Source organism: Streptomyces sp. NPDC006687, from assembly GCF_040636215.1.
Lineage (GTDB): Bacteria > Actinomycetota > Actinomycetes > Streptomycetales > Streptomycetaceae > Streptomyces.
Genome location: NZ_JBEYJJ010000012.1, coordinates 18,034 through 42,799 on the forward strand (window position 1 = coordinate 18,034; position 24,766 = coordinate 42,799).

Sequence of the window (24,766 nt, forward strand, 5' to 3'; positions counted from 1 at the left end):
TTAGCTGTTCACCCGGCCGAGGTAGGCGCTGGTGCGGGTGTCGACCTTGATCTTCTCGCCGGTGGTGACGAAGAGCGGGACCTGGATCTCGTGGCCGGTCTCCAGCTTGGCGGGCTTGGTGCCGCCGGTGGAGCGGTCGCCCTGGACGCCGGGGTCGGTGTGCTCGATGGTCAGCTCGACGGCGGCCGGGAGCTCGACGTAGAGCACCTCGCCCTCGTGCTGGGCCACGGAGGCGGTGAAGCCCTCGATGAGGAAGTTGGCGGCGTCGCCGACGGCCTTCTTGTCGACCATCAGCTGGTCGAAGGTGCTCATGTCCATGAAGACGAAGTACTCGCCGTCCATGTACGAGAACTGCATGTCACGGCGGTCGATCGTGGCGGTGTCGACCTTCGTGCCGGCGTTGAAGGTCTTGTCGACGACCTTGCCGGAGAGCACGTGCTTGAGCTTGGTGCGCACGAAGGCCGGGCCCTTGCCGGGCTTGACGTGCTGGAACTCGACGACGGACCAGAGCTGGTCACCGTCGAGCTTGAGCACCATGCCGTTCTTGAGGTCGTTCGTGGAAGCCACGGTTGCGGAATCTCCTGCACTGGAAGACCGCGGAGGCGCACACGGTCCGCCACAGCGGACTACAGTGCGAGCAGCTCCTTGGTCGTAATGGTGAGTAGCTCGGGACCGCCGTCCGCCTCGGGGCGTACGACGAGCGTGTCATCGATCCGGACACCTCCCCGGCCGGGGAGGTGAACCCCCGGTTCGACGGTGACCGGCACGCAAGCGTCCAGTTTACCCATTGCCGTAGGTGCAAGCTGCGGGTCCTCGTCGATTTCCAGGCCGACGCCGTGCCCCATGCATCCGGCGAGGGCCTCGCCGTGCCCCGCCGAGTCCAGTACGGAGCGGGCCGCGTGGTCCACGTCGCGGTACGCCGCACCGGGCAGCAGCGCCTGCCGGCCGGCCCGCTGGGCGGCGAAGACGAGGTCGTACAGCTCGATCTGCCAGTCGGCGGGGGTCGTACCGATCACGAAGGTGCGGCCGATCTCGCAGCGGTAGCCCCGGTAGTTCGCACCCAGGCACACCGACAGGAAGTCGCCCTCCTCCACCCGCCGGTCCGTGGGCCGGTGCCGGGAGCGGCCGGAGTGCGGGCCGGTGCCGACCGAGGTCGGGAAGGCCGGGCCGTCGGCGCCGTGGTCGACCAGCCTGCGCTCCAGCTCCAGCGCCAGATGACGTTCGGTGCGCCCGACCAGGATCGACTCCAGCAGCTCGCCGAGGGCCTGGTCGGCGATCTCGGCGGCGATGCGCAGGCAGGCGATCTCCCCCTCGTCCTTGACCAGCCGCTGCTGCTCCACGGCCGCGCCCAGGTCGGCCAGCCGCAGCCGGGGTGCGACGGAGCTCACGGCGCGGTGCCGGGCGACGGTGAGGTGGTGCTCCTCGACGGCGAGGGAGTCCGCCCGGGCGGCGGCGGCGCGGTCGGCCGCGGCCACCGCCGGATCGGCCCCGGGGCCGGCCAGCAGGCTGAGCGTCAGCCCCTCGTCCAGGCGCCCCTCCTCGGCCTCCCCGGTGGGGGCGGCGGCGCAGAACAGCTCGTCGTCGGCGGGCCCGACCAGCAGGACGGCGCCCAGCGGGGACGCCCCGGCGAGGTAGCGGACGTTCGCCGGACGCGTGATCAGAGCGGCGGAGTTGCCCGCGGCGGCGCAGCGCTCGCGGAGCAGGCCCCTGCGGGCCGCGTACACGTCTGACATGTCTTCGAGCGTACGAGCGCCCCGCGCATCCGGCCCGGCGAGCGCGTCCGGACGGGCCCGGTACGGCCCCTCCCCCGCCCCCTACCAGCGCGGAGGGCTGGCCAGGGCCCGGGAGAGGGCCTCGTCCAGGGCGCGGGCGGTGCCCTCCACGTCGAGGTGGGAGTTGTCGATGATCGGCAGCCCCGAGCCGTACCATCCGGCCATCCGCCCGTGGATCCGCGCCACCTCCTCGTCGGACAGGCGCCGGTTGCCGGAGCGGGCGGCGTTGCGGTCCAGGACGATCTCCAGGCCGGGGAGCAGCACGACCGGGAGCAGGGCGGGCCCCACATGGCGCTTCCAGCCGCCGAGGCCGACCACGGGCCGGTCCGGGAAGACGGCGTCGTCGAGGATGCAGGAGATGCCGTTGGCCAGGAAGTTGCGGGCGGCGAAGCCGCAGGTGCGGCGGGCGAGGCGGTACTGGGCCTCGGAGTGCTCGTTCCATCCGGCCTGCGGGTCGGCGAAGCCCGAGCGGACCCATTCGCGGACGTCGTCGAGGCTGATGTGCGCGGTCGGCACGGGACGGGTCGCCGCCCAGTGCCGGGCCACGGTGGTCTTGCCGGCGCCCGCCGGGCCGATGAGCAGCACGGCGAGCGTGGCACCGCCCGTCCCTCCTGCGGGGGGTACGGGCGGCGCGGGTGCGGCGGGCGGCAGCGGGATGTGCCCGGTCGCCTCGGGCACCGGGGGCGCCGGCGGCACCGGGCCCGCCGGGGACCCCGGGGGCGTCTGGGACCCCTGGGGCGCCGGCCAGCCCTGCGCGGGGGGTATCTGCGGTGGCGGGGGTGCTGCCGGGTGCTGTCCCGCCGGACCCCAGCCCCCCACTCCGTGCTGCATCCTCGCCACTCCGTCTCGTTCAGGCGACTGATGCGAGAACGTTATCTCAGCCCGTGACCTCTTCTGCCAGCGCGCGCAGCGCCAGCCGGTAGGAGCCCAGTCCGAAGCCCGCCACGGTACCGGTCGCCACGGCCGCGATGACCGAGGTGTGCCGGAACTCCTCCCGGGCGTAGGGGTTGGAGATGTGCACCTCGATCAGCGGCGCGGTGCGCTGGGCGGCCGCGTCGCGCATGGCGTACGAGTAGTGCGTGAAGGCGCCCGGGTTGATCACGACCGGGAGCTTCCCGTCCGCCGCCTCGTGCAGCCAGCGGACGAGCTCGCCCTCGTCGTTGGTCTCGCGGACCTCGACGTCGAAGCCGAGTTCCGCGCCCAGGGTGCGGCAGCTCTCGACCAGGCCGGCGTACGAGGTGGCCCCGTAGACGTCGGGCTCGCGGGAGCCGAGCCGGCCCAGGTTCGGGCCGTTCAGCACCAGGACGCGGCGGCTCACGCCGACACCTCGCCGTAGGCGGCGATCAGGTGGGCCGGGTCGGGGCCCTCCAGGACGGTGGGCTTGGCCAGGCCGTCGAGGACGATGAAGCGCAGCAGGTTGCCGCGGGACTTCTTGTCGACCTGCATGGTCTGGAGCAGCTTGGGCCACTGGTCGCCGCGGTAGGTCAGCGGCAGGCCGACGGAGGCGAGGATCTCCTTGTGCCGGTCGGCGGTGGCGTCGTCCAGGCGCCCGGCGAGGCGGCCCAGCTCGGCGGCGAAGACCATGCCCACGGAGACGGCGGCGCCGTGGCGCCACTTGTAGCGCTCGTTCTTCTCGATGGCGTGCGCGAGGGTGTGCCCGTAGTTGAGGATCTCCCGCAGGCCCGACTCCTTGAGGTCGCTGGAGACCACCTCGGCCTTGACGCGGATCGAGCGGACGATCAGCTCGGCCGTGTGCGGTCCGGCGGGGGTACGGGCCGCCGCCGGGTCCTCCTCGATCAGGTCGAGGATCGCCGGGTCGGCGATGAAACCGGCCTTGATGATCTCGGCGAGACCGCTGACGTAGTCGTGGACGCCCAGCGACTCCAGCGCCGCCAGGTCGCACAGCACACCGGCCGGCGGGTGGAAGGCCCCGACGAGGTTCTTGCCCTCGGCGGTGTTGATGCCGGTCTTGCCGCCGACGGCCGCGTCCACCATCGCCAGGACGGTGGTCGGGACCGCGATCCAGCGCACCCCGCGCAGCCAGGTGGCCGCGACGAAGCCCGCCAGGTCGGTGGTGGCGCCGCCGCCCACGCCGACGATCACGTCGGTGCGGGTGAAGCCGGACTGGCCGAGCGCCTTCCAGCAGTAGGCCGCCACCTCGACGGTCTTGGCCTCCTCGGCGTTGGGCACCTGGATGGCGACGGCCTCGTAGCCCTGCTCGGCGAGGTCCGCGCGCAGCGCCTCGCCGGTCTCGGCGAGGGCCTCGGGGTGGATCACGGCCACCCGCTGGGCCTTGCCGCCGATGAGGCCGCCCAGCTCGCCGAGCAGCTGCCGGCCGACCAGCACGTCGTACGCCTCGTGTCCGGCGGTAGCGCCGACCTGAATGCGCGTCACCTGGTCTGTCATACGTCCTTCAACTCCAGAGCGTCGAGGACCGCCTGGGCGACCTCTTCGGGGGTGCGCTCGTCCGTGGCCACCACGACGCGCGCGACTTCGGTGTACAGGTGCCGCCGGGCCTCCATCAGCTCGCGCCACTGCCGGCGCGGGTTGACGGCCAGCAGCGGGCGGGCCGCGCCGAGACCGACGCGGCGGACGGCCTCCTCGACGTCCATCGACAGGTAGGCGACGGGCAGCCCGGCCAGCAGGGCGCGGGTGTCCGGGTCGAGGACGGCGCCGCCGCCGAGGGCGAGGACCCCGGTGTGCCCGGCGACGGCGGCGGCGACCGCCTGCCGCTCCAGCTCACGGAAGTGGGGCTCGCCCTCGTCGATGAAGATGTCGGAGATCTCGCGGCCCTGCGCCGCGACGATGTCCGCGTCCGTGTCCCGGTAGGCGACGCCGAGCCGCTCGGCGAGCAGCGCCCCCACCGTGGACTTGCCGGACCCCATGGGGCCGACGAGGACGACGAGCGGTCCGCCCGTCACCGGATCTGCAGGTTGTCGAGGTAGGACCGCACGTTGCGGCGGGTCTCGGTGACGGAGTCTCCGCCGAACTTCTCCACGACCGCGTCGGCCAGGACGAGCGCGACCATGGCCTCGGCGACGATGCCCGCGGCGGGCACCGCGCAGACGTCGGAGCGCTGGTGGTGGGCCACCGTCGCCTCACCGGTGGCCACGTCGACGGTGGCCAGGGCGCGCGGCACGGTCGCGATGGGCTTCATGGCGGCGCGGACGCGCAGCAGCTCACCGGTGGTCAGGCCGCCCTCGGTGCCGCCGGAGCGGCCGGTGGTGCGCTTGATGCCCTCGGGGGTGGAGACGATCTCGTCGTGGGCCTTGGAGCCGGGCACGCGGGCCAGCTCGAAGCCGTCGCCGACCTCGACGCCCTTGATGGCCTGGATGCCCATGAGGGCGCCGGCGAGGCGGGCGTCGAGACGGCGGTCCCAGTGGACGTGGGAGCCGAGGCCGACGGGCACGCCGTAGGCGAGGACCTCGACGACGCCGCCGAGGGTGTCGCCGTCCTTGTGGGCCTGGTCGATCTCCGCGACCATCGCCTTCGACGCGTCGGCGTCGAGGCAGCGCACCGGGTCGGCGTCGAGCTTCTCGACGTCGGCGGGGGTGGGGTAGACGCCGTAGGGGGCCTTGGCCGAGGCCAGTTCCACCACGTGGGAGACGATCTCGATGCCGGCGGTCTCCTTGATGAAGGACCGGGCGATGGCGCCGAGGGCCACGCGGGCGGCCGTCTCACGGGCGCTGGCGCGCTCCAGGATCGGGCGGGCCTCGTCGAAGCCGTACTTCTGCATCCCGGCGAGGTCGGCGTGGCCGGGACGCGGCCGGGTGAGCGGCGCGTTGCGGCCGGTGTCCTTGAGCAGCGAGGGGTCGACGGGATCGGCCGACATGACCGTCTCCCACTTGGGCCACTCGGTGTTGCCGACCATGACGGCGACGGGGGAGCCCAGGGACAGGCCGTGGCGGACGCCGCCGAGGAAGGTGATCTCGTCCTGCTCGAACTTCATCCGGGCACCGCGTCCATAGCCGAGGCGGCGCCGGGCCAGGTGGTCGGCCACCAGCTCGGTGGTGACCGGGACGCCGGCGGGAAGGCCCTCCAGCGTCGCGACCAGGGCCGGTCCGTGCGACTCTCCTGCGGTCAGCCAACGCAACCTGCTCAACGATGCTCCTCATGCTCGCGCCGGGCACTGCCACGACGGGCCGGGTGCGCGGGCCCGGTACCGCCGGTACCCGAATCCTCCCACGTCCCGGGGGTCCCCCCGTGATCCGGTCCAGCTATCGGACGGCCGTCTCACGCCGGCGCCACCACCGGTAGCCCTCGTAGAGGGCCACCACGGCCAGCAGCGACCCGATGATCCACTTCATCCAGCCGGGCAGACTGCCGAGCAGCACCCGCACGAACACCACGACCCCGTACGCCGCGTCCCACTTCGACGCCAGCGTCTGACCCGGTCCGAACCCGTCCACACGTCCCCCTCACCCCGTATCACAGCAGGTGGGAAGCCTAACGCGCGGCGATGGCCCGTTCTCCGGCGGCCCGCATGGCCGCCAGGGGGCCCGGGGTGCGGCCGGTCATCTGCTCCACCTGGAGCACGGCCTGGTGCACCAGCAGGTCGAGGCCGCCGAGGAGGGTGCCGCCGCGCCCGGTCCAGGCGGCGGCCAGGGGGGTGGGCCAGGGGTCGTACAGGACGTCGAAGAGGGCGCCCGGCGCGTCCGGGACGGCGCCGGCCAGGGCGTCGGTGGCTCCCGCCGGGGTGGTGGCGATGACCAGCGGGGCCGTCAGGGCCTCGGCGGCCCGCGACCAGTCGGCGGTACGGACCTCCACCCCGAGCCGCTCGCCCCAGCCGCGCATCTCCTCGGCCCGGGCCGCCGAGCGGACGTACGCGGTGATCTCGCCGGTACAGATCCGCCCGAGCGCCGCCAGCGCGGAGGAGGCGGTGGCCCCGGCCCCCAGGACGGCCGCGGCGGGCACCTTCTCGACCCCGCGCTCGTGCAGGGCGGCCACCATGCCGGGGATGTCGGTGTTGTCACCGACGCGGCGGCCGTCCTCAGTGAGGACCAGGGTGTTGACCGCCTCGACGGAGGCGGCGGCGTCGCTGATCTCGTCCAGCAGCGGGATGACCGCCCGCTTGAGCGGCATCGTCAGGGAGAACCCGGCCCACTCGGGGCCGAGTCCGGCCACGAACCCGGGCAGCGCGGCCTCGTCGATCCGGAACCGGTCGTAGGTCCAGTCACCGAGGCCGAGCTCCCGGTAGGCCGCCCGGTGCAGTACCGGTGAGAGGGAGTGCTCGATGGGAGAACCCAGCACCGCGGCCCGTGTCCGTGACATGTCCTGCTACCCGCCGTTCTTCTTCTGCGCCTGACGCTCCTGGAACTCCGCGACGAGCTTGAGGTGCTCGTCGTAGGTCTTCGTGAAGGTCGTCTTGTTGCCGTCGACCGACACGAAGAACATCCAGCCGCCGTGATCGGGGTTGAGCGTAGCGGTCAGCGCGTCCAGGCCCGGGTTGTTGATCGGGCCGGGCGGGAGGCCCTTGACGAAGTGCGTGTTGTACGGGTGGTCGAACGCCTGGGCTTCCTTCAGGTTGAAGTTGATCTCGCTCTGGTTCTTGACGTAGTTGTACGTCGAGTCGAACTGGAGCTTCTGGTTCGTGACGTCGTTGGTCTTCTTGAGGCGGTTGTAGACCACCTCGGCCATCTTGCGGAAGTCGTCGTGGTTCTTGCCCTCGGCGTTGACGAGGCTCGCGACGGTGATGACCTGGAGCGGGTTCTCCAGGTTGAGTTCCTTGGCCTTGGCCTCGACGCCCAGCTCCGCGTACTTGTCGGAGGCGTTCTTGACCATCTGCTTGAGCAGGGACTCGGGCGTGCTGTCCTTCTTGAGGTCGTACCGCATCGGGTACAGGAACCCTTCCAGCGGGTCCATGACCTTCGGGTTGCTCGCCGCCCAGGCCGGCAGGCCCAGGTTCTTCGACTCGCGCTGGGCGATCTCCCGGGTGGTGCCCTCGGGTTTGCCGAGCTTGCGGTCGATGGCCTTGTAGACGTCCGAGTTGCGCATGCCCTCGGGCACCGTGATGACGGCCAGCTTGCTGGGGTCGATCATCAGCGCGACCGCGGCCGTACCCGACATCTTCTTCTTCAGCGGGTAGATGCCGGGCTGGATCTGCTTGCCCTTGGGGTTGGCGTTCGCGGCGTCGACGAACGCCTGGGCGCTGGCGACCACGCCGGCTTCCTTCAGGATGCGGCCCATCTGGCCGAGGCCCGCGTTCTTGGGGATCTCGACGTCGACGGTCTCGTCCGTGCCCTCGCCCGCGAAGTCCTCGGTGGCGCCGAACCGGTCCTTCAGATAGCCGTAGCCGTAGTAGCCGCCCCCGCCGACGATGCCGACGATGACCACGGCGGCGACCAGGCAGGCCGCGCCGCTGCGCTTCTTCTGCTTCTTCTTGCCGCCCCGGCCGCGGCCCGCACGGCGGCCGGCGGCCGCCGGCTCGTCGGCGTCGTCGTCCGCGCCGCCCACGGGCAGGGCCGCCTCCTCAGGCTCCTCCTCGGCCGGTTCCGGTTCGAGGTGGCGCTGGTTCGGGGGCGCCGGCGGCGGGTAGGCGTCCGGCGTCGCGTACAGGTCGGGGGCCTCGCCGGGGAAGGCGGCGGACTGGGGGGCGTAGGGGTCGGCGCCCGCGTAGGGGTCGGTCTGGACGGCGGCCATGTACTGCTGCTCGTGGGCGCCGTCCCACGCCTGGCCCTGGCCCTCGTACGAGGGCTGCTGCTGGAGCTGCTGAGGGGCCTGGGCGTGGGCGTACGCCTGCTGCTCGGCGTACTGCGGCTGCTCCGCGTACTGCGGGGCGTACTCCTGCTGGTACGGGACCTGCTGGAACTGCGGGTCCTGGTACTGCTGGTCCTGGTGCTGCGGCTCCAGGGGGTGCTGGTACTGCTGCGGGTCACCGCCGTAGGGAACCTGCCCCTGCTGCGTCTGGTGCGCGGTCCACCCCTGGTCCCCGTAGAGGGGGTCCTGGGGGTTCCACGGTTCGGAGCCGTGGCCCCGGCCATAGTCAGTCATCGGTCCCCTAGAGCCGCGAGACGTGGTCCTCGGCTCGTTACGGCCGCGGCACCCGGTTCCGCCTCTTGAGTGGTGGGCGACGGCTGTTCGAATGCCGTCTCATCGCGCGGAACGTTACCGTACCGCGATCAGACAACCACTTCGACGCACTCACCAGGCGGATTACCTGATACCCGTTCGGTCTCAAGAGCGTTCTGAAGGATGATCACAGCGGCAGCCTGGTCGATGACCGACCTGCCCTTCTTCGCGTTCCTCCCGGAAGCCCGCAGGCCCTGCGCGGCGGTGACCGTGGTCATCCGCTCGTCCACCAGGCGGACCGTCACCGGCTTGATCCCCTTGGCCAGTTCGTTCGCGAAGGCACGCACCTTGGCCGCGGCCGGCCCCTCCCGCCCGCTGAGCGAGCGGGGGAGGCCGACGACGACTTCGAGGGGCTCGTACTCGGCGACGAGCTGCCGCAGCCGCCGGTGGGCGGCCGGGACGTCACGTCCCGGCACGGTCTCCACCGGCGTGGCGAGCACCCCGTCGGGGTCGCAGGAGGCGACCCCGATCCGGGCGTCTCCGACATCGACGGCCAGGCGGCGGCCGCGGCGCAGGCTCATCGTCAGGCCGTCTCGACGACGAGACGCTCGACCGCGGCGATGGCCTCGGGCACGGCGGCCGGGTTCTGGCCGCCGCCCTGGGCCACGTCCGGCTTGCCGCCACCGCCGCCGCCGAGGGTCTTGGCGGCGGTACGGACGAGGTCGCCGGCCTTGAGGCCGCGCTCGCGGGCCGCCTCGTTGGTGGCGATCACGGTCAGCGGGCGGTCGTTCGCCACGGTGAACAGCGCGACGACGGCCGGGCGGTCGCCCGGGATGCGGCCGCGGACGTCGAGGACCAGCTTGCGCAGGTCGTCGGCGCCCGTGCCGTCCGGCACCTGGCCGACGACGAGGGCGACGCCGCGGATGTCCTGGGCGCCGGCGGCGAGACCGGCGGCGGCCTGGAGGACCTTCTCCGCGCGGAACTTCTCGATCTCCTTCTCGGCGTCCTTCAGCTTGCCGAGCATGGAGGCGATCTTCTCCGGCAGCTCCTCCGGGCGGCCCTTGACCAGCTCCTGGAGCTGGGCGACGACCGTGTGCTCCTTGGCGAGGAAGTTGTACGCGTCCACGCCGACCAGGGCCTCGACGCGGCGCACGCCGGAGCCGATGGAGGACTCGCCGAGCAGCTTCACCAGACCCAGCTGGGCGGTGTTGCCGACGTGCGTGCCGCCGCAGAGCTCCTTGGAGAAGTCGCCGATGGTCACGACGCGGACCCGCTCGCCGTACTTCTCGCCGAACTCGGCGATGGCGCCCTGCTTCTTCGCCTCGTCGATGCTCATGATCTCGGCGGTGACGTCGAGCTCGCGGGAGAGCACGTCGTTGATCTTCTGCTCCACGTCGGTGAGCACCGTACCGGGGACGGCGTTCGGCGAGCCGAAGTCGAAGCGGAAGCGGCCGGGGCTGTTCTCGGAGCCGGCCTGGGCGGCCGTCGGGCCGAGGGCGTCGCGCAGCGCCTGGTGGGTCAGGTGGGTGGCCGAGTGGGCGCGGGCGATGGCCCGGCGGCGCGTGACGTCGATGGCGGCGAACGCGGAAGCGCCGACGGTGACCTCGCCGACCTGGACGGAGCCCTTGTGGACGGAGACGCCCGGGACGGGCTGCTGCACGTCGCGGACGACGATGACGGCGCCGGTGTCGAGCTTGATGCGGCCCTGGTCGGCGAGCTGGCCGCCGCCCTCGGCGTAGAAGGGGGTGCGGTCGAGGACGACCTCGACCTCGTCGCCCTCGGAGGCGGCGGGCGCGGAGACGCCGTTGACCAGGAGGCCCACGATGGTGGCCTCGCCCTGGTTGGTGGCGTAGCCGGTGAACTCGGTGGCGCCGGAGCCGTCGGCGATCTCGCGGTAGGCGGAGACGTCGGCGTGGCCGGTCTTCTTGGCCTTGGCGTCGGCCTTGGCCCGGTCGCGCTGCTCCTGCATCAGGCGGCGGAAGCCGGACTCGTCCACGGACAGGCCCTGCTCGGCGGCCATCTCCAGGGTGAGGTCGATCGGGAAGCCCCAGGTGTCGTGGAGCAGGAACGCCTTGTCGCCGGAGAGGACCGTGCCGCCGGCGGCCTTGGTCTCGGTCACGGCGGTGTCGAGGATGTTCGTGCCGCCCTTGAGGGCCTTGAGGAAGGCGGCCTCTTCGGCGAGCGCGACGGTCTCGATGCGCTTGCGGTCGGTGACGAGCTCCGGGTACTGCTGGCCCATCGTGTTGATCACGACGTCGACCAGGTCCTGGACGACGGGACCCGTGGCGCCCATGAGGCGCATGTTGCGGATGGCGCGGCGCATGATGCGGCGCAGCACATAGCCGCGGCCCTCGTTGCCGGGAGTGACGCCGTCGCCGATGAGCATGACGGAGGTGCGGATGTGGTCGGCGACCACGCGCATCGACACGTCGCTGTCCTTGGCGGCGCCGTAGCGCACGCCGGTCAGCTCGGTGGCCTTGTCCATGACCACGCGCAGGGTGTCGGTCTCGTACATGTTCTGGACGCCCTGGAGGATCATCGCCAGGCGTTCGAGGCCGAGACCGGTGTCGATGTTCTTGGAGGGCAGGTCGCCGAGGATCGGGAAGTCCTCCTTGCCCTCGCCGGCGCCGCGCTCGTACTGCATGAAGACCAGGTTCCAGATCTCCACGTACCGCTCGTCGTTGACGGCGGGGCCGCCCTCGACGCCGAACTCGGGGCCGCGGTCGTAGTTGATCTCGGAGCAGGGGCCGCAGGGGCCGGGAACGCCCATGGACCAGAAGTTGTCCTTCTTGCCCAGGCGCTGGATCCGCTCGGCCGGGACGCCGATCACCTCGCGCCAGATCGTCTCGGCCTCGTCGTCGTCGAGGTAGACGGTGATCCAGAGCTTCTCGGGCTCCAGGCCGAAGCCGCCGTCCGCCACGGAGCTGGTGAGCAGCTCCCAGGCGTACTTGATGGCGCCTTCCTTGAAGTAGTCCCCGAAGGAGAAGTTGCCGCACATCTGGAAGAACGTGCCGTGGCGCGTGGTCTTGCCGACCTCTTCGATGTCCGGGGTACGGACGCACTTCTGCACGCTGGTGGCCCGCGGAGCCGGGGGCTTGGTCTCGCCGAGGAAGTACGGCTTGAAGGGGACCATACCCGCGTTGACCAGCAGCAGAGTCGGGTCGTCGGCGATGAGCGACGCCGAAGGGACAACGGTGTGACCGCGCTCCTCGAAGAAGCTCAGCCAGCGGCGGCGGATTTCAGCCGACTCCATCAGTGGTCCTCATTCCGGTTGTACGAGAAGTTCGATCGGTGGGTGGTGCTGTCGGGTCCGATGGCCCGCAGCCGCCGCGGCCCGGGGAGGGCGGTGACGTTGTCGGGCCGGTCGGGGTCCTGGGTCAGGCCCAGTGCGTCGTTCAGCTCGTCCTCGCGCTGCGTCATTCCCGCCTTGACGTCGAGGGCGAAGTCCTTGAGGCGGTGGCCCGCCTCGACGGCCCTGTCGGCCGCCTGGGCCGCGAGGCTCTCCGGCGTCAGCTTCTTCAGCTGGCGGTTGACCTTGGTGGTGGCCCAGACGCCGGCGGCGGCGCCGGCGGTGAACCAGAAGGCTCGGCGGAACATCGGAGGTCTCAGCCCTTCTGCTTGCGGCGCCGGGGCGCCGGCACCGTACGGCCGACGATCACGGTGCGCCGGGGGGTCCGCTCGGGTCCCGCTTCGGTCCTGCCCAGGGCCTTGCGCACCCCGTAGCCGAAGGCCGCGACCTTGACGAGCGGGCCGCCGAAGGTGGAGGCGACGGTGGAGGACAGCGCGGAGGCGTTGGAGGTGACCTCCTGGACGTTGCTCGCGATGGCGTCGACCCGGTCGAGCTGGGTGCGCGCGGAGCGGACGGTCGTCGAGGCGTCCGCCAGCAGGGGGACGGCCTGCTCGGTGACCTCGGCCACGAGCTTGGTAGTGGCCTTGAGCACCTGGGCGAGCCTGGCCAGCGCCACTGCGAGGAAGGAGACCAGGATGGCCCAGAAGACGGCCACGATGATCCCGGCCACCTCTCCACCGGACACGTTGCACCGCTTCCTGAAGTCTGGAAACCCGACGGGTTAAGTCTGCTGGTTGGGTCTGCTCCGACCCTATCGCGCCGGGGGTCGGCCGCAGTACCGGATTGTGCTGCGGCTGCGCCGGGGATACGGCAAAGCCCGCCGCCCCCGGAGGGGACGGCGGGCCGGACCAGCCTGTGAGTGGCTACGGCCGCTGGATCAGCGGGCGTAGTACTCGACGACGAGCTGCTCGTCGCAGATGACCGGGATTTCCTTGCGGTTCGGGTCGCGGTCGAGACGGAAGGCCAGGGCCTTCAGGTTGACCTGCAGGTAACGCGGGGTCTCACCCTCACCGGCGTAGCCACCCTCGCGGGCGACCTGGAAGGGGTGCTTCTCGCGGCTGCGCTCGCGCACCGTGATGACGTCGTCGGGACGCACGCGGAACGACGGCTTGTCGACCTTGGCGCCGTTGACCTCGATGTGGCCGTGGACGACCATCTGGCGGGCCTGGTAGATGGTGCGGGCGATGCCGGCACGCAGGACCAGGGCGTCCAGACGACGCTCGAGCTCGACGACCAGCGCCTCGCCCGTCTTGCCCTCGGCCTTCTTCGCGCGGTCGTACGCGCGGGCCATCTGGCGCTCGGAGATGTCGTACTGCGCGCGCAGACGCTGCTTCTCCAGCAGACGGACCTTGTAGTCCGAGTTCTGCTTGCGGCCACGGCCGTGCTCGCCCGGCGGGTAGGGGCGGGCCTCGAAGTACTTGACGGCCTTCGGCGTCAGGGCGATGCCGAGGGCGCGAGACTTCTTGACCTTGGGTCGCTTCTGGTTCACGGGGAACCTACCTCCATGTAAGTTAGGTGAGGCTTACCTTAACGAGCGGGACGTAATGTCTCGACCACATGGGATCCCCCTGCCCAGAGCGCATCGGAGTTCGGGTTCCAACGAAACGGAATCCGCTTTCGACGACGGTAAGCAAGGTCAGCCGCGTCCCAGGGAAGGCGCTCGGCAGCTCACCGGAGCCGAACGCGTACGAACCCTCGTAGAGTCCAACGCCTCAGTATCCCCCATGCCTCCGGGTGCTCATGACCTGGGGGCGTGCGGGACAGGGGCGCCGGCAGCTCGGCCGCCACCCCGGACGGGGACGTGCATTTCCGTGTATGACGCGGAAACCCTTGGCTGCCGGGCAGCCGCTCACGTCCAGGACGCCGGTCCCCCGCCGTGACCGAGATCACGGACGCGGCGCCGGTGTCCGCGACCATCGTATACGGGCCGGCGCCCGGCCCGGAGCACGGGGGCTCAGGCTCCGCGCAGGCGCTCGCGGACCTTCTCCACCACGTCCGCGTAGCGCGCCTCGGCCCCGTACCGCGTCGGCTCGTAGTAGCGCTTGCCGTGGATCTCGTCCGGCGCGTACTGCTGGGCGGCGATGGCACCGGGCACGTCGTGCGGGTAGACGTAGCCCACGGCATGTCCCAGCTTGGCCGCGCCCTTGTAGTGCCCGTCGCGCAGGTGCGCCGGCACGGTCCCGGCCAGGCCCGCCCGGACGTCGGCCAGCGCCGCTCCGATCGCGGTGGTGGCGGTGTTCGACTTGGGGGCCAGCGCGAGCGCGATCGTGACGTGCGACAGGGTCAGGGCCGCCTCCGGGAAGCCGATCATGGCCACCGCCTGGGCCGCCGCCACCGCCAGCGGCAGGGCGGTGGGATCGGCCAGGCCGATGTCCTCGCTCGCGGAGATCATCAGCCGCCGCGCGATGAACCGGGGGTCCTCGCCCGCCTCGATCATCCGGGCCAGGTAGTGCAGCGCGGCATCCACATCCGAGCCGCGGATCGACTTGATCAGCGCACTCGCCACGTCGTAGTGCTGGTCGCCGTCCCGGTCGTAGCGGACGGCCGCCCGGTCGACGGACTCCTCCAGCGTCCGGAGGCCGATCTCCTCCTCGCCCTTGGCGATCGCCGCACCGGCCCCCGCCTCCAGCGCGGTCAGCGCCCGGCGGGCGTCTCCCCCCGCGATCCGCAGCAGATGCGCCTCGGCGTCGGCGGCCAGCGAGACCGCACCGCCCAGCCCCCGCTCCTCCTCCAGGGCCCGCCGCAGCAGCGCGCTGAGGTCGGCGTCGGTCAGCGGCTCCAGCGTCAGCAGCAGCGAGCGCGACAGCAGCGGGGAGATGACCGAGAAGTACGGGTTCTCCGTGGTCGCCGCGATCAGGGTGACCCAGCGGTTCTCCACGGCCGGCAGCAGGGAGTCCTGCTGCGCCTTGCTGAAGCGGTGGATCTCGTCGAGGAAGAGGACGGTCTCCTTGCCGTAGCCGCCGGCGGCGCGCTTGGCGCCCTCGATGACGGCCCGGACCTCCTTGACCCCCGCCGTGATCGCCGACAGTTCGACGAACCGCTTCTGCGTGGCCTGGCTGACCACGTACGCCAGGGTGGTCTTTCCGGTCCCCGGCGGCCCCCAGAGGATCACGGACGAGGCTCCGGCCGGCCCCCCGGCCCCCTCCCCCACCAGCCGGCGCAGCGGTGAGCCGGGCTTGAGCAGGTGCTGCTGGCCGACCACCTCGTCCAGGGTGCGCGGGCGCATGCGGACGGCGAGCGGGGCGGCGGCGGGGTCCTTCTCCCGGCGGTCCTCGGCGGCGGCGGTGAAGAGGTCAGGTTCCACACCAAGAGCCTATGCGAGGCCACTGACACAGCGGCCGTCCGGCCGCGCGGGGGCTCAGGAGGTCCAGAAGTCCCACCAGCGGGTCAGGATCAGCATCCCGATGATCCCGATGTGCAGGACGGGCAGCACCCAGGTGAACTCGTCCAGGAAACCGCGCAGCCAGCCGGGCGCGGGCAGCAGCCCCTGGCGGACGTTGTGCGAGGTGACGTACCAGAACATCAGGATCGTGGTGACCCAGGCCAGGCAGCACCACAGGCACAGCGAGTTGATGTTGTACAGCGACTGGTACGTCAGCCAGGTGCAGAACCCGACGCCGAAGAGCATCCCGGCGTTCAGGGTCAGCCAGTACCAGGGGCGGAAGCGGGCCCCGGCGAGCAGGCTCATGCCCACGCAGACGACGATGCCGTACGCGACGAGCCCCATCATCGGGTTCGGGAAGCCGAAGGCCGACGCCTGGTCGCTCTTCATGATGTTGCCGCAGGAGACGACCGGGTTCAGGCTGCATCCCGGGGTGAAGTTCGGGTCCTCCAGCAGCTTGAACTTGTCGATGGTGATCACCCAGGCGGCGACCAGGGCCGCCGCTCCGGTGATGACCAGCAGCAGGGCCAGCGCCCGGCTGCCTCCTACCGTCCGCGTGGTGTTGTCGCCTGTGGTCGTCGTCATGCGGTGCATTCTGCCGCACGGGCCTGTGGCCGGGACCGGAGAGTAACCACATGCGCCGGCGGTCGTTGTACGGCCGGTCCGGGGCCGGACGGCGGCGCGCCGTCCGGCCCCGGCGCGTCAGGCGAGCTTCGCGCGCACGGCCTCGACCAGCGACCCCAGCGGCACGGCCGTCTGCTCTCCGGACTCCATGTCCTTGAGCTGCACCACGCCCTCGGCGAGGTCGCGGTCGCCCGCGATCACCGCGAAGCGCGCCCCGCTGCGGTTGGCGTCCTTCATGGCGCCCTTGAGGCCCTTGCCGCCGTACGACATGTCCGCCGCGACGCCCGCCTTGCGCAACTCGGTCACCAGGCCGAACACCGCCGGCTTGGTCTCGCCCAGCGCGACGGCGAAGACCGACGTGGCCGCCGGGATCTCCAGCTCCACGCCCTCGGCCTCCAGCGCGAGCACGGTCCGGTCGACGCCCAGCGCCCAGCCGACCGACGGCAGCGCGGGCCCGCCGATCATCTCGGACAGGCCGTCGTAGCGGCCGCCGCCGCCGACCGCGGACTGCGAGCCCAGGCCGTCGTGGACGAACTCGAAGGTGGTGCGGGTGTAGTAGTCCAGGCCGCGCACCAGCTTCGGGTCGTCCTCGAAGGCGACCCCGGCGGCCGTGATCAGCGCCCGGACCTCCTCGTGGTACGCCTTGCACGCGTCGCACAGGTAGTCGCGCAGCAGCGGGGCACCGGTCAGCTGCTTCTGGACCTCGGCACGCTTGTCGTCGAGCACGCGCAGCGGGTTGATGTCGGCCCGGCGCAGGGTCTCCTCGTCGAGGTCGAGCCCGCGCAGGAAGCCCTGGAGCGCCTCGCGGTAGACCGGGCGGCACTCCTTGTCGCCGAGCGAGTTCAGCAGGATCCGGAAGTCGCGCAGGCCCAGCGAGCGGTACGCCTGGTCGGCCAGGATGATCAGCTCGGCGTCCAGCGCCGGGTCCTCGGCACCGATCGCCTCGGCGCCGACCTGGGAGAAGTGGCGGTAGCGGCCCGCCTGGGCCCGCTCGTAGCGGTAGTACGAGCCGGAGTACCAGAGCTTGACCGGCAGGTTGCCCTGCTTGTGCAGGCTGCCCTGGAGGGCCGCCCGCAGCACGGAGGCGGTGCCCTCGGGGCGCAGGGCGAGCTCGTCGCCGCCCTTCGTCGTGAGGGTGTACATCTCCTTGCTGACGATGTCGGTGGATTCGCCGACGCCGCGCGAGAACAGCTTGACGTCCTCGAAGCCGGGGGTCTCGACGTATCCGTAGCCGGAGTTCCTCAGGGGTGCGGCGATCGCCTCGCGCACCGCCAGGAAGCGCGCGGAGCGGGGCGGCAGCAGGTCGTACGTGCCCTTGGGGGCCTTGAAGGTGCTCACGAAAGTCTCGTCACATTCCTCGTCGTGGGGCGGCGGTGCCGTCCCCCAGGCCGGCGGCGACCTCCCGCAGGTACGGGTTGGTCGCGCGCTCACGGCCGATGGTGGTCTGGGGACCGTGGCCGGACAGCACCACCGTCGAGTCCTCCAGCGGCAGGCACACGCGGGCCAGCGACTGGAGCATCTCGGCGTGGGAGCCGCCGGGCAGGTCGGTGCGTCCGATGGAGCCGGCGAAGAGCAGGTCACCCGAGAAGAAGACCGGCGGGACGTCGGCCTGCTCGGGCATCCGGAAGGTCACCGACCCCTTGGTATGCCCGGGCGCGTGCGCCACCGAGAACTCCATCCCGGCCAGCTTCAGGGCGCTGCCGTCGGACAGCTCGCGGACGTCGTCCGGCTCGCCGACGGTCAGCTCTCCCATGAGCGGCATCCCGATGGAGCGGCCGAGGGCCTTCTCCGGGTCGCTCATCATGTAGCGGTCCTCGGGGTGGATCCAGGCGGGAACGTCGTGCGCTCCGCACACCGGGACCACCGAGGCCACGTGGTCGATGTGGCCGTGGGTCAGGACGACCGCGACGGGCTTGAGGCGGTGCTTCCTCAGCGTCTCTTCGACACCCTGGGCGGCCTGGTGGCCCGGGTCGATGATGACGCACTCCTCACCCGCGGCGGGGGCGACCAGATAGCAGTTGGTCCCCCAGGCCCCGGCGGGGAACCCGGCAATCAGCACGTTCGTCCTCAATCGTCGTCCGGCGGGCGGCTGCAGTTCGGAATCTGCTGCTCAGAGCCTACCGGCGCCCCTCATCACACAGCGAACCCATATACGGTACGGCCTAACCGAGCCCGGACAGCGGTACCACAGACGCACAAGGAGACGACCCGGTGGTCACGAGCGAACAGCGTCGGCGACAGCTCGCCAGGGAGAAGTACGAGCGCCAGCAGAAGCGCCGCGCGGAGGCGCGCCGCAAGTCGCGGCAGCGGCTGGCGATCATCGGTGCGGCCTCGGCCGCGGTGATCGCGGTGCTGGTCGGCCTGGTCGCGGGCGGTGTCTTCGACTCCAAGGACAAGGACGACACGGCGGCGGAGCCCTCGGCCTCCCCGTCGGCGCCGGAGCCGAAGAAGTCGCCCTCCCCCGCGATGGCGATCGACACCAAGGCGGCGTACACCTTCGACCTGAAGACGAGCGCGGGCGAGGTGAAGTTCGAGATGGACGCCTCGAAGACCCCGCAGACGGTGAACTCGTTCAAGTCGCTCGCGGACAAGAACTTCTTCGACCACACCAAGTGCCACCGCCTGGTGACCTCGGGGATCTACGTGCTCCAGTGCGGCGACCCGGAGGGCACCGGCCGGGGCGGCCCGGGCTACACGATCCCGGACGAGAACCTGGACTCGCTGGGCAAGCCGAACGAGCAGGGGCAGGTGGTCTACCCGGCCGGCACGGTGGCGATGGCCAACACCGGCCAGCCCGGGACGGGCGGCAGCCAGTTCTTCCTCGTCTACAAGGACAGCCCGCTCGCCCCCTCGTACACCCCCTTCGGGAAGATCGACGCGGCCGGGCTGAAGGTGCTGGAGGAGGTCGCCAAGGCGGGGACCGCCGACGGGGCCCAGGACGGGGCTCCGAAGACCCCCGTGACCATCGACAAGGCCACCGTCACCAAGAACTGACGGGTCCGGGGCCCCGTCCCGGCCGGACCGCGGCCCGCGCGGGGAGATTGCGTCGTGCGGGATGCGGACAGCCGGCCCGGCGGTCGCCTATGTTGGCGTTGTGCAGGGCGGGCGCTGCCCGCCCCAGGAAACTGTGGACGATGCCGGGGGGTACGACCCCGCGCGGCATCAGGTGGAGGAGGCGCTGTGAGCAGCGACCCGTGGGGCCGAGTCGACGAGACCGGCACCGTGTACGTGCGTACTTCCGAGGGCGAGCAGGTCGTCGGTTCGTGGCAGGCGGGCAGCCCCGAGGAGGCCCTGGCCTACTTCGAGCGCAAGTACGAGGGCCTGGTGGTCGAGATCGGCCTCCTCGAACGGCGGGTGCGGACCACCGATCTGTCCGCCAAGGACGCCCAGACGGCCATCGACCACCTGCGGACCCAGGTGGACGAGCACCACGCCGTCGGCGACCTCGACGCGCTGCGCGTCCGGCTGGACAAGCTGGTGGCGACGGTGGACTCGCGGCGCGAGGAGCGCAAGGTCCAGAAGGCCAAGCAGGCGGACGAGGCCCGTACGGCCAAGGAAGCCCTGGTGGCCGAGGCCGAGGAGCTGGCCCAGAGCGACCAGTGGCGCAGCGCCGGTGAGCGGCTGCGCGCGCTGGTGGACATCTGGAAGGGCCTGCCGCGGCTTGACCGCAAGTCGGACGACGAACTGTGGCACCGCTTCTCGCACGCCCGGTCCGCCTTCTCCAAGCGCCGCAAGGCGCACTTCGCCGCGCTGGACGCCCAGCGCGAGGAGGCCCGCAAGGCCAAGGAGAAGCTGGTCGCCGAGGCCGAGGCGCTGTCGAAGTCGACGGACTGGGGTCCGACGGCCGCCCGCTACCGCGAGCTGATGGACGCCTGGAAGGCGGCGGGCCGGGCGCAGCGCGAGGCCGAGGACGACCTGTGGAACCGTTTCCGTGGTGCGCAGGACGTGTTCTTCGCGGCGCGCGGCGAGGTCTTCGCGGAGCGGGACGCCGAGCAGGTCGAGAACCTCAAGCTGAAGGAGGAGCTGGCCGAGGAGGCCGAGAAGCTCGTCCCGGTGACGGACCTGAAGGCGGCCCGGGCCGCGTTCCGCTCCCTCAACGAGCGCTGGGAGGCCATCGGCCACGTCCCGCGTGACGCCCGTCCCAAGGTCGAGGGCCGGATGCACGCCGTGGAGCGGGCCATCCAGGAGGCCGAGGAGGGCGAGTGGCGGCGTACGAACCCGGAGGCGCGGGCCCGTGCGGCCGGTCTGACGGGTCAGCTCCAGGCGGCCGTGGACAAGCTGCGCGGTGAGATCGACGCGGCGCGCGCGGCCGGCAACAACGCCAAGGCCGACAAGCTGTCCCGGGAGCTGGAGGGCCGCCAGGCCCTGCTGGACCAGGCGCTGAAGGGCCTGGAGGAGTTCGGCGGCTGACACCCCGGCCGCCGTCCGCGGACGGCACCGTCGACGGGCACCACCGGTCGTTTCCGGTGGTGCCCGTCGGTCGTGCAAGGGTGTTCGGAGCCGGGCTTCGCTCGGGGCGCGGATGGGTCCGATTCGTTACGTGGTTTCGCCACCCGCTGCGCGGGGGCCGCACCTTCCCCCTGTGTACCGTTGTACGGTGCCGCTTCGGCGGCGGCCTTCTGCCGGGCGACGACCAGGATCGAACGTGACGTACACCCAGATACCCGCTGATGTCCCCGGCTCGCTCCTCGTCGCCGAACCGCTGTCCGGCCGCCAGGACTCCGGGCTGCGTGGTGTCGGACGGCGCGTGCTGGCGAACCTGAAGCGGGCCCGGAAGGCGCTGCTGGTCCACATCGCCCTGCGCGCGACCGGACTGGCCGTCATGGCCGTCTGGGCCGGGGTCAAGGGCGTGAGCCCGTGGGAGATCCTGGGCGGTCGCTGGGACGCCGTCTACTACGTGCACATCGCCCAGTACGGGCTGACGACCCCGATGACGACGCCCTCGCCGTGCGCGTTCGCGGGGCCGAGCTGCCAGATGGCGTTCTTCCCGGTCTACCCGATGCTGGTGCGGTACGTCTCGCTCCTGACGCACCTGCCGATGACCGGGGTGGCGATCGGGCTGGCGATACTGGCGTCCCTGGTCGCCGCGTGGGGGATCTTCTCCGTCACCGACAAGATCTACGGCCGGCGCGTCGCGCTGTTCACCTGTGCGCTGTTCGCGCTCGAACCGGCGGCGCTGGTCCAGTCGATGGCGTACACGGAGCCGCTGTTCCTCGCCCTGTCGGTGTGGGCGATGTACGCGGTGATGACCAAGTCCTGGCTGACGGCCGGTGTGCTGGCCTTCTTCGCGGGGGCAACCCGCCCCTCGGGCTCGGCGATCGTGGCCGCCGTGGTGCTGGCGGGGGTCTGGGAGTACGTGCAGTGGCGCCGGCGGCGCCGCTCGCAGCGGCCCGCGGTGGGGCGGATCGTGGCCGCCTCGCTGATCGCCCCGCTGGGCTGGTTCGGTTACGTGGGCTACGTCGGCTGGCACTTCGGGCGCTGGGACGGCTACTTCGAGCTCCAGCGCCGCTGGGGTTCGGTCTACGACGGCGGTTTCGACACCCTCAGCCAGCTGTGGCAGACCTTCACCGAGGTGCACACCACCCTCAACCATGTGGTGGTCTCGCTGACGGTGGTCACGGCCGTGGTGCTGTTCGTGCTGATGACGCGCCGGCGCCGGCCCCCGATCGTCGTGTGGATCTTCACGGCCATGATCATGCTGGTGGCGCTGGGCGGGGCGGGGTTCTACTTCTCGAAGATGCGCTTCATCATGCCGGCGTTCCCGCTGCTCTTCCCCTTCGCGCTGGCGCTGGCCAGGGCCCGGCGGAGCACGGTGCTGTGGATCCTCGGCTCGGCCACGGCCGTCTCCGCCCTCTTCGGCGGCAACCTCAACTTCGTCTGGTGGGGCTGCCCCTGACCGGGCCGCGACCGGTGTACGGCTGTGGGCGCCGCCCCCGAGGGGGTGGCGCCCACAGCCGTATCGCTCGGGGACCCGCTACGGCCTGCGGGCCGAGGTCACGCGGTAGACGTCGTAGACGCCCTCGACACCCCGGACGGCCTTCAGGACGTGGCCCAGGTGCTTGGGGTCGCCCATCTCGAAGGTGAACCGTGAGGTGGCCACCCGGTCGCGCGAGGTCTGCACGGCTGCGGAGAGGATGTTGACGTGCTGGTCCGACAGGACCCGGGTGACGTCCGACAGCAGCCGCGAGCGGTCCAGCGCCTCGACCTGGATCGCGACCAGGAAGACGGAGGACTGGGTCGGCGCCCACTCCACCTCCAGCATCCGCTCGGGCTGCTGGGAGAGGGAGTCGACGTTGACGCAGTCGGCGCGGTGAACCGATACGCCACTGCCGCGGGTGACGAAGCCGATGATCGGGTCGCCCGGTACCGGGGTGCAGCAGCGGGCCAGCTTGACCCAGACGTCGTCGACGCCCTTGACGACCACACCCGGGTCGGCGTTGCCCCGCCGCTTGGTGCGGGCCCGGGAGGGCGGGACGCTCTCCTCGAGGTCCTCGCTGGCGGCGTCCTCGCCGCCGAGGGCCTGCACCAGCTTCTGCACGACGCCCTGCGCGGCCACGTGGCCCTCGCCGATCGCCGCGTAGAGGGAGGAGATGTCGGGGTAGCGCATCTCGTGGGCGAGGGTGACGAGGGAGTCGCCGGTGAGGATCCGCTGGATCGGCAGGTTCTGCTTGCGCATGGCCCGCGCGATGGCGTCCTTGCCGTGCTCGATGGCCTCGTCCCGGCGCTCCTTGGAGAACCAGGCGCGGATCTTGTTGCGGGCCCTGGGGGACTTGACGAAGCCCAGCCAGTCCCGGGACGGGCCGGCCCCCTCGGCCTTGGAGGTGAACACCTCGACCAGGTCGCCGTTGTCGAGGGTGGACTCCAGCGGGACCAGCCGCCCGTTGACCCGGGCGCCGATGGTGCGGTGGCCGACCTCGGTGTGGACGGCGTACGCGAAGTCCACGGAGGTGGCCCCGGCGGGCAGCGCGATGACATCGCCCTTGGGGGTGAAGACGAAGACCTCGTTGCGGGAGAGGTCGAAGCGCAGCGAGTCGAGGAACTCGCCCGGGTCCTCCGTCTCCTTCTGCCAGTCCAGGAGCTGGCGCAGCCAGGCCATGTCGTTGACGGTGTCCTGCCCGGCGCTGCCCTTGGCGGCCTGCGGGACGTCCGTGCGGACCTTGGAGGTGCCGGCGACGGTCTGCTGCTTGTACTTCCAGTGCGCGGCGATGCCGTACTCGGCGCGGCGGTGCATGTCGAAGGTGCGGATCTGGAGTTCGACCGGCTTGCCGTTGGGTCCGATGACCGTCGTGTGGAGCGACTGGTACATGTTGAACTTGGGCATCGCGATGTAGTCCTTGAACCGGCCGGGGACCGGGTTCCAGCGCGCGTGGACGGTGCCGAGGGCCGCGTAGCAGTCCCGGACGGTGTCCACGAGGACACGGATGCCCACCAGGTCGTAGATCTCCGCGAAGTCACGGCCGCGGACGATCATCTTCTGGTAGACGCTGTAGTAGTGCTTGGGGCGGCCGGTGACGGTGGCCTTGATCCGGGCCGCCCGCAGGTCGGTCTGGACCTCGTCGGTGACGATGGCCAGGTACTCGTCGCGCTTGGGGGCCCGCTCGGCGACGAGGCGGACGATCTCGTCGTACATCTTGGGGTAGAGGATCGCGAAGGCGAGGTCCTCCAGCTCCCACTTGATGGTGTTCATGCCGAGGCGGTGGGCCAGCGGCGCGTAGATCTCAAGGGTCTCGCGGGCCTTCTTCTCCTGCTTCTCCCGCTTGAGGTAGCGCATGGTGCGCATGTTGTGCAGGCGGTCGGCGAGCTTGATCACCAGGACGCGGGGGTCCTTGGCCATGGCGACGACCATCTTGCGGACGGTCTCGGCCTGGGCGGCCTCGCCGAACTTGACCCGGTCGAGCTTGGTGACGCCGTCGACGAGGAGCGCCACGGCGTCGCCGAAGTCGCGGCGCAGCTGGTCGAGGCCGTACTCGGTGTCCTCGACGGTGTCGTGGAGGAGGCCCGCCATCAGGGTGGCGGGGTCCATGCCGAGCTCGGCGAGGATCGTGGTCACCGCGAGCGGGTGGGTGATGTACGGGTCACCGCTCTTGCGCTTCTGGCCCCGGTGCCAGCGCTCGGCGACCTGGTACGCCTGCTCGATCTGGCGCAGGGTGGCCGTCTCGATCTTCGGGTCGTTGCTGCGGACTATGCGGAGCAGGGGTTCCAGTACCGGGTTGTACGGGTTGGAACGCTGCACGCCGAGGCGGGCCAGGCGGGCGCGCACCCGGTTGGAGGACCCGGCCGGCTTGGCCGGGAGGGGCCGCACCGGCGGGGCCGGCGAGGGCGTGGCTGCGGCCGCCGCGGCCGGGTCGGCCTGGGGGTCGGGCTGCGCGGCGGGGAGTGGCTGGACCTCGTCTGGCAAGAGCGCTCCTCTGGGGGTCCCCCCGGGCGGACTCCGGGGGAGGATCCGGGGCCCCGGTCAGGTCCGGATAACCCATGGTAGCGAGGGTTCCGCCGCCCTGTTCTCCCCGGCCGCCCCGCGAGACCCGGCCCCAGCCCGGTTCCACCCCGGCTCAGTGCCGGACACACCGTCCCGCCGCGCCCGATGCGAAACGGCGGGCCCCCGGGTGGTCCCGGGAACCCGCCGCTCGGGTG

At 71.4% G+C, this 24,766-nt stretch carries 23 protein-coding genes; 3 read left to right on the forward strand and 20 right to left on the reverse strand.

Translation table 11 applies throughout. From position 1 onward, the window contains the following. The 19 genes from efp to ABZ716_RS16975 form a co-directional block, all read right to left on the reverse strand. Nucleotides 1-567, reverse strand: coding sequence for an elongation factor P (gene efp / locus ABZ716_RS16885; RefSeq protein WP_351885458.1), 567 nt, complete (start codon nucleotides 565-567; stop codon nucleotides 1-3). Nucleotides 568-626: 59 nt separating this feature from the next. Beyond that, nucleotides 627-1,733: an aminopeptidase P family protein gene (locus tag ABZ716_RS16890; protein ID WP_358812348.1), complete on the reverse strand. Its 1,107-nt coding sequence runs from the start codon at nucleotides 1,731-1,733 to the stop codon at nucleotides 627-629. 81 nt (nucleotides 1,734-1,814) lie between these two features. Further along, on the reverse strand, nucleotides 1,815-2,603 hold the full coding sequence (locus tag ABZ716_RS16895; RefSeq protein WP_358959707.1) for an AAA family ATPase: 789 nt from the start codon (nucleotides 2,601-2,603) through the stop codon (nucleotides 1,815-1,817). A gap of 46 nt (nucleotides 2,604-2,649) precedes the next feature. Next, nucleotides 2,650-3,090 carry a type II 3-dehydroquinate dehydratase gene (gene aroQ, locus ABZ716_RS16900; protein WP_351885467.1) on the reverse strand — a complete coding sequence of 147 codons (441 nt, stop codon included), beginning with the start codon at nucleotides 3,088-3,090 and terminating at the stop codon, nucleotides 2,650-2,652. Continuing rightward, complete coding sequence (gene aroB / locus ABZ716_RS16905; protein WP_358959709.1) at nucleotides 3,087-4,178, reverse strand: 3-dehydroquinate synthase; 1,092 nt, start codon at nucleotides 4,176-4,178, stop codon at nucleotides 3,087-3,089. The genes aroQ and aroB overlap by 4 nt, the downstream gene beginning before the upstream one ends. Continuing rightward, nucleotides 4,175-4,693: a shikimate kinase gene (locus tag ABZ716_RS16910; RefSeq protein WP_351885473.1), complete on the reverse strand. Its 519-nt coding sequence runs from the start codon at nucleotides 4,691-4,693 to the stop codon at nucleotides 4,175-4,177. The genes aroB and ABZ716_RS16910 overlap by 4 nt, the downstream gene beginning before the upstream one ends. Beyond that, a complete protein-coding gene (gene aroC, locus ABZ716_RS16915; protein WP_351885476.1) occupies nucleotides 4,690-5,874 on the reverse strand; it encodes a chorismate synthase in 1,185 nt (394 codons plus the stop codon). Before aroC ends, ABZ716_RS16910 begins: the two co-directional genes overlap by 4 nt. A 115-nt stretch (nucleotides 5,875-5,989) precedes the next feature. Beyond that, a complete protein-coding gene (locus tag ABZ716_RS16920; RefSeq protein WP_351885479.1) occupies nucleotides 5,990-6,181 on the reverse strand; it encodes a hypothetical protein in 192 nt (63 codons plus the stop codon). 37 nt (nucleotides 6,182-6,218) lie between these two features. Continuing rightward, nucleotides 6,219-7,043, reverse strand: coding sequence for a shikimate dehydrogenase (locus tag ABZ716_RS16925; RefSeq protein ID WP_358959712.1), 825 nt, complete (start codon nucleotides 7,041-7,043; stop codon nucleotides 6,219-6,221). A 6-nt stretch (nucleotides 7,044-7,049) separates the two neighbouring features. Beyond that, nucleotides 7,050-8,762, reverse strand: coding sequence for an endolytic transglycosylase MltG (mltG, locus tag ABZ716_RS16930; RefSeq protein WP_358959714.1), 1,713 nt, complete (start codon nucleotides 8,760-8,762; stop codon nucleotides 7,050-7,052). 128 nt (nucleotides 8,763-8,890) lie between these two features. Beyond that, the gene (gene ruvX / locus ABZ716_RS16935; protein WP_351885487.1) at nucleotides 8,891-9,361 is read right to left on the reverse strand and encodes a Holliday junction resolvase RuvX; all 471 of its coding nucleotides are present in this window, start codon (nucleotides 9,359-9,361) and stop codon (nucleotides 8,891-8,893) included. 2 nt (nucleotides 9,362-9,363) lie between these two features. Continuing rightward, nucleotides 9,364-12,033 carry an alanine--tRNA ligase gene (alaS, locus tag ABZ716_RS16940; RefSeq protein ID WP_358812353.1) on the reverse strand — a complete coding sequence of 890 codons (2,670 nt, stop codon included), beginning with the start codon at nucleotides 12,031-12,033 and terminating at the stop codon, nucleotides 9,364-9,366. Then, nucleotides 12,033-12,377, reverse strand: a complete 345-nt coding sequence (locus ABZ716_RS16945; protein WP_358959716.1) for a DUF6167 family protein — start codon at nucleotides 12,375-12,377, stop codon at nucleotides 12,033-12,035. The genes alaS and ABZ716_RS16945 overlap by 1 nt, the downstream gene beginning before the upstream one ends. An 8-nt stretch (nucleotides 12,378-12,385) precedes the next feature. Beyond that, nucleotides 12,386-12,814, reverse strand: coding sequence for a DUF948 domain-containing protein (locus tag ABZ716_RS16950; protein WP_358959718.1), 429 nt, complete (start codon nucleotides 12,812-12,814; stop codon nucleotides 12,386-12,388). Between the two features lie 192 nt (nucleotides 12,815-13,006). Further along, complete coding sequence (rpsD, locus tag ABZ716_RS16955) at nucleotides 13,007-13,618, reverse strand: 30S ribosomal protein S4 (RefSeq protein ID WP_351885499.1); 612 nt, start codon at nucleotides 13,616-13,618, stop codon at nucleotides 13,007-13,009. A gap of 465 nt (nucleotides 13,619-14,083) precedes the next feature. Then, nucleotides 14,084-15,433, reverse strand: coding sequence for a replication-associated recombination protein A (locus ABZ716_RS16960; protein ID WP_358959722.1), 1,350 nt, complete (start codon nucleotides 15,431-15,433; stop codon nucleotides 14,084-14,086). Between the two features lie 54 nt (nucleotides 15,434-15,487). Beyond that, entirely contained in the window at nucleotides 15,488-16,096 is a 609-nt protein-coding gene (locus ABZ716_RS16965) for a vitamin K epoxide reductase family protein (protein ID WP_358959724.1), read from the reverse strand. Between the two features lie 117 nt (nucleotides 16,097-16,213). Continuing rightward, nucleotides 16,214-17,473: a histidine--tRNA ligase gene (hisS, locus tag ABZ716_RS16970; RefSeq protein WP_358812356.1), complete on the reverse strand. Its 1,260-nt coding sequence runs from the start codon at nucleotides 17,471-17,473 to the stop codon at nucleotides 16,214-16,216. A gap of 10 nt (nucleotides 17,474-17,483) precedes the next feature. After that, on the reverse strand, nucleotides 17,484-18,194 hold the full coding sequence (locus ABZ716_RS16975) for an MBL fold metallo-hydrolase (protein ID WP_351885511.1): 711 nt from the start codon (nucleotides 18,192-18,194) through the stop codon (nucleotides 17,484-17,486). Between the two features lie 152 nt (nucleotides 18,195-18,346). On the opposite strand from ABZ716_RS16975, the gene ABZ716_RS16980 reads away from it, so the two are divergent. From ABZ716_RS16980 to ABZ716_RS16990, 3 genes are all read left to right on the forward strand, one after another. After that, nucleotides 18,347-19,129 (forward strand): peptidylprolyl isomerase, encoded by a 783-nt coding sequence (locus ABZ716_RS16980; RefSeq protein ID WP_358812357.1) that lies wholly within the window; start codon nucleotides 18,347-18,349, stop codon nucleotides 19,127-19,129. Between the two features lie 186 nt (nucleotides 19,130-19,315). Continuing rightward, nucleotides 19,316-20,545: a DUF349 domain-containing protein gene (locus ABZ716_RS16985; RefSeq protein ID WP_358812358.1), complete on the forward strand. Its 1,230-nt coding sequence runs from the start codon at nucleotides 19,316-19,318 to the stop codon at nucleotides 20,543-20,545. A 235-nt stretch (nucleotides 20,546-20,780) separates the two neighbouring features. Continuing rightward, nucleotides 20,781-22,031, forward strand: coding sequence for a hypothetical protein (locus ABZ716_RS16990; protein ID WP_358812359.1), 1,251 nt, complete (start codon nucleotides 20,781-20,783; stop codon nucleotides 22,029-22,031). A gap of 78 nt (nucleotides 22,032-22,109) precedes the next feature. Here the strand turns inward: ABZ716_RS16990 and ABZ716_RS16995 are convergent, their stop codons facing one another. Further along, complete coding sequence (locus ABZ716_RS16995) at nucleotides 22,110-24,533, reverse strand: bifunctional (p)ppGpp synthetase/guanosine-3',5'-bis(diphosphate) 3'-pyrophosphohydrolase (protein WP_355970625.1); 2,424 nt, start codon at nucleotides 24,531-24,533, stop codon at nucleotides 22,110-22,112. Nucleotides 24,534-24,766 lie beyond the last annotated feature (233 nt).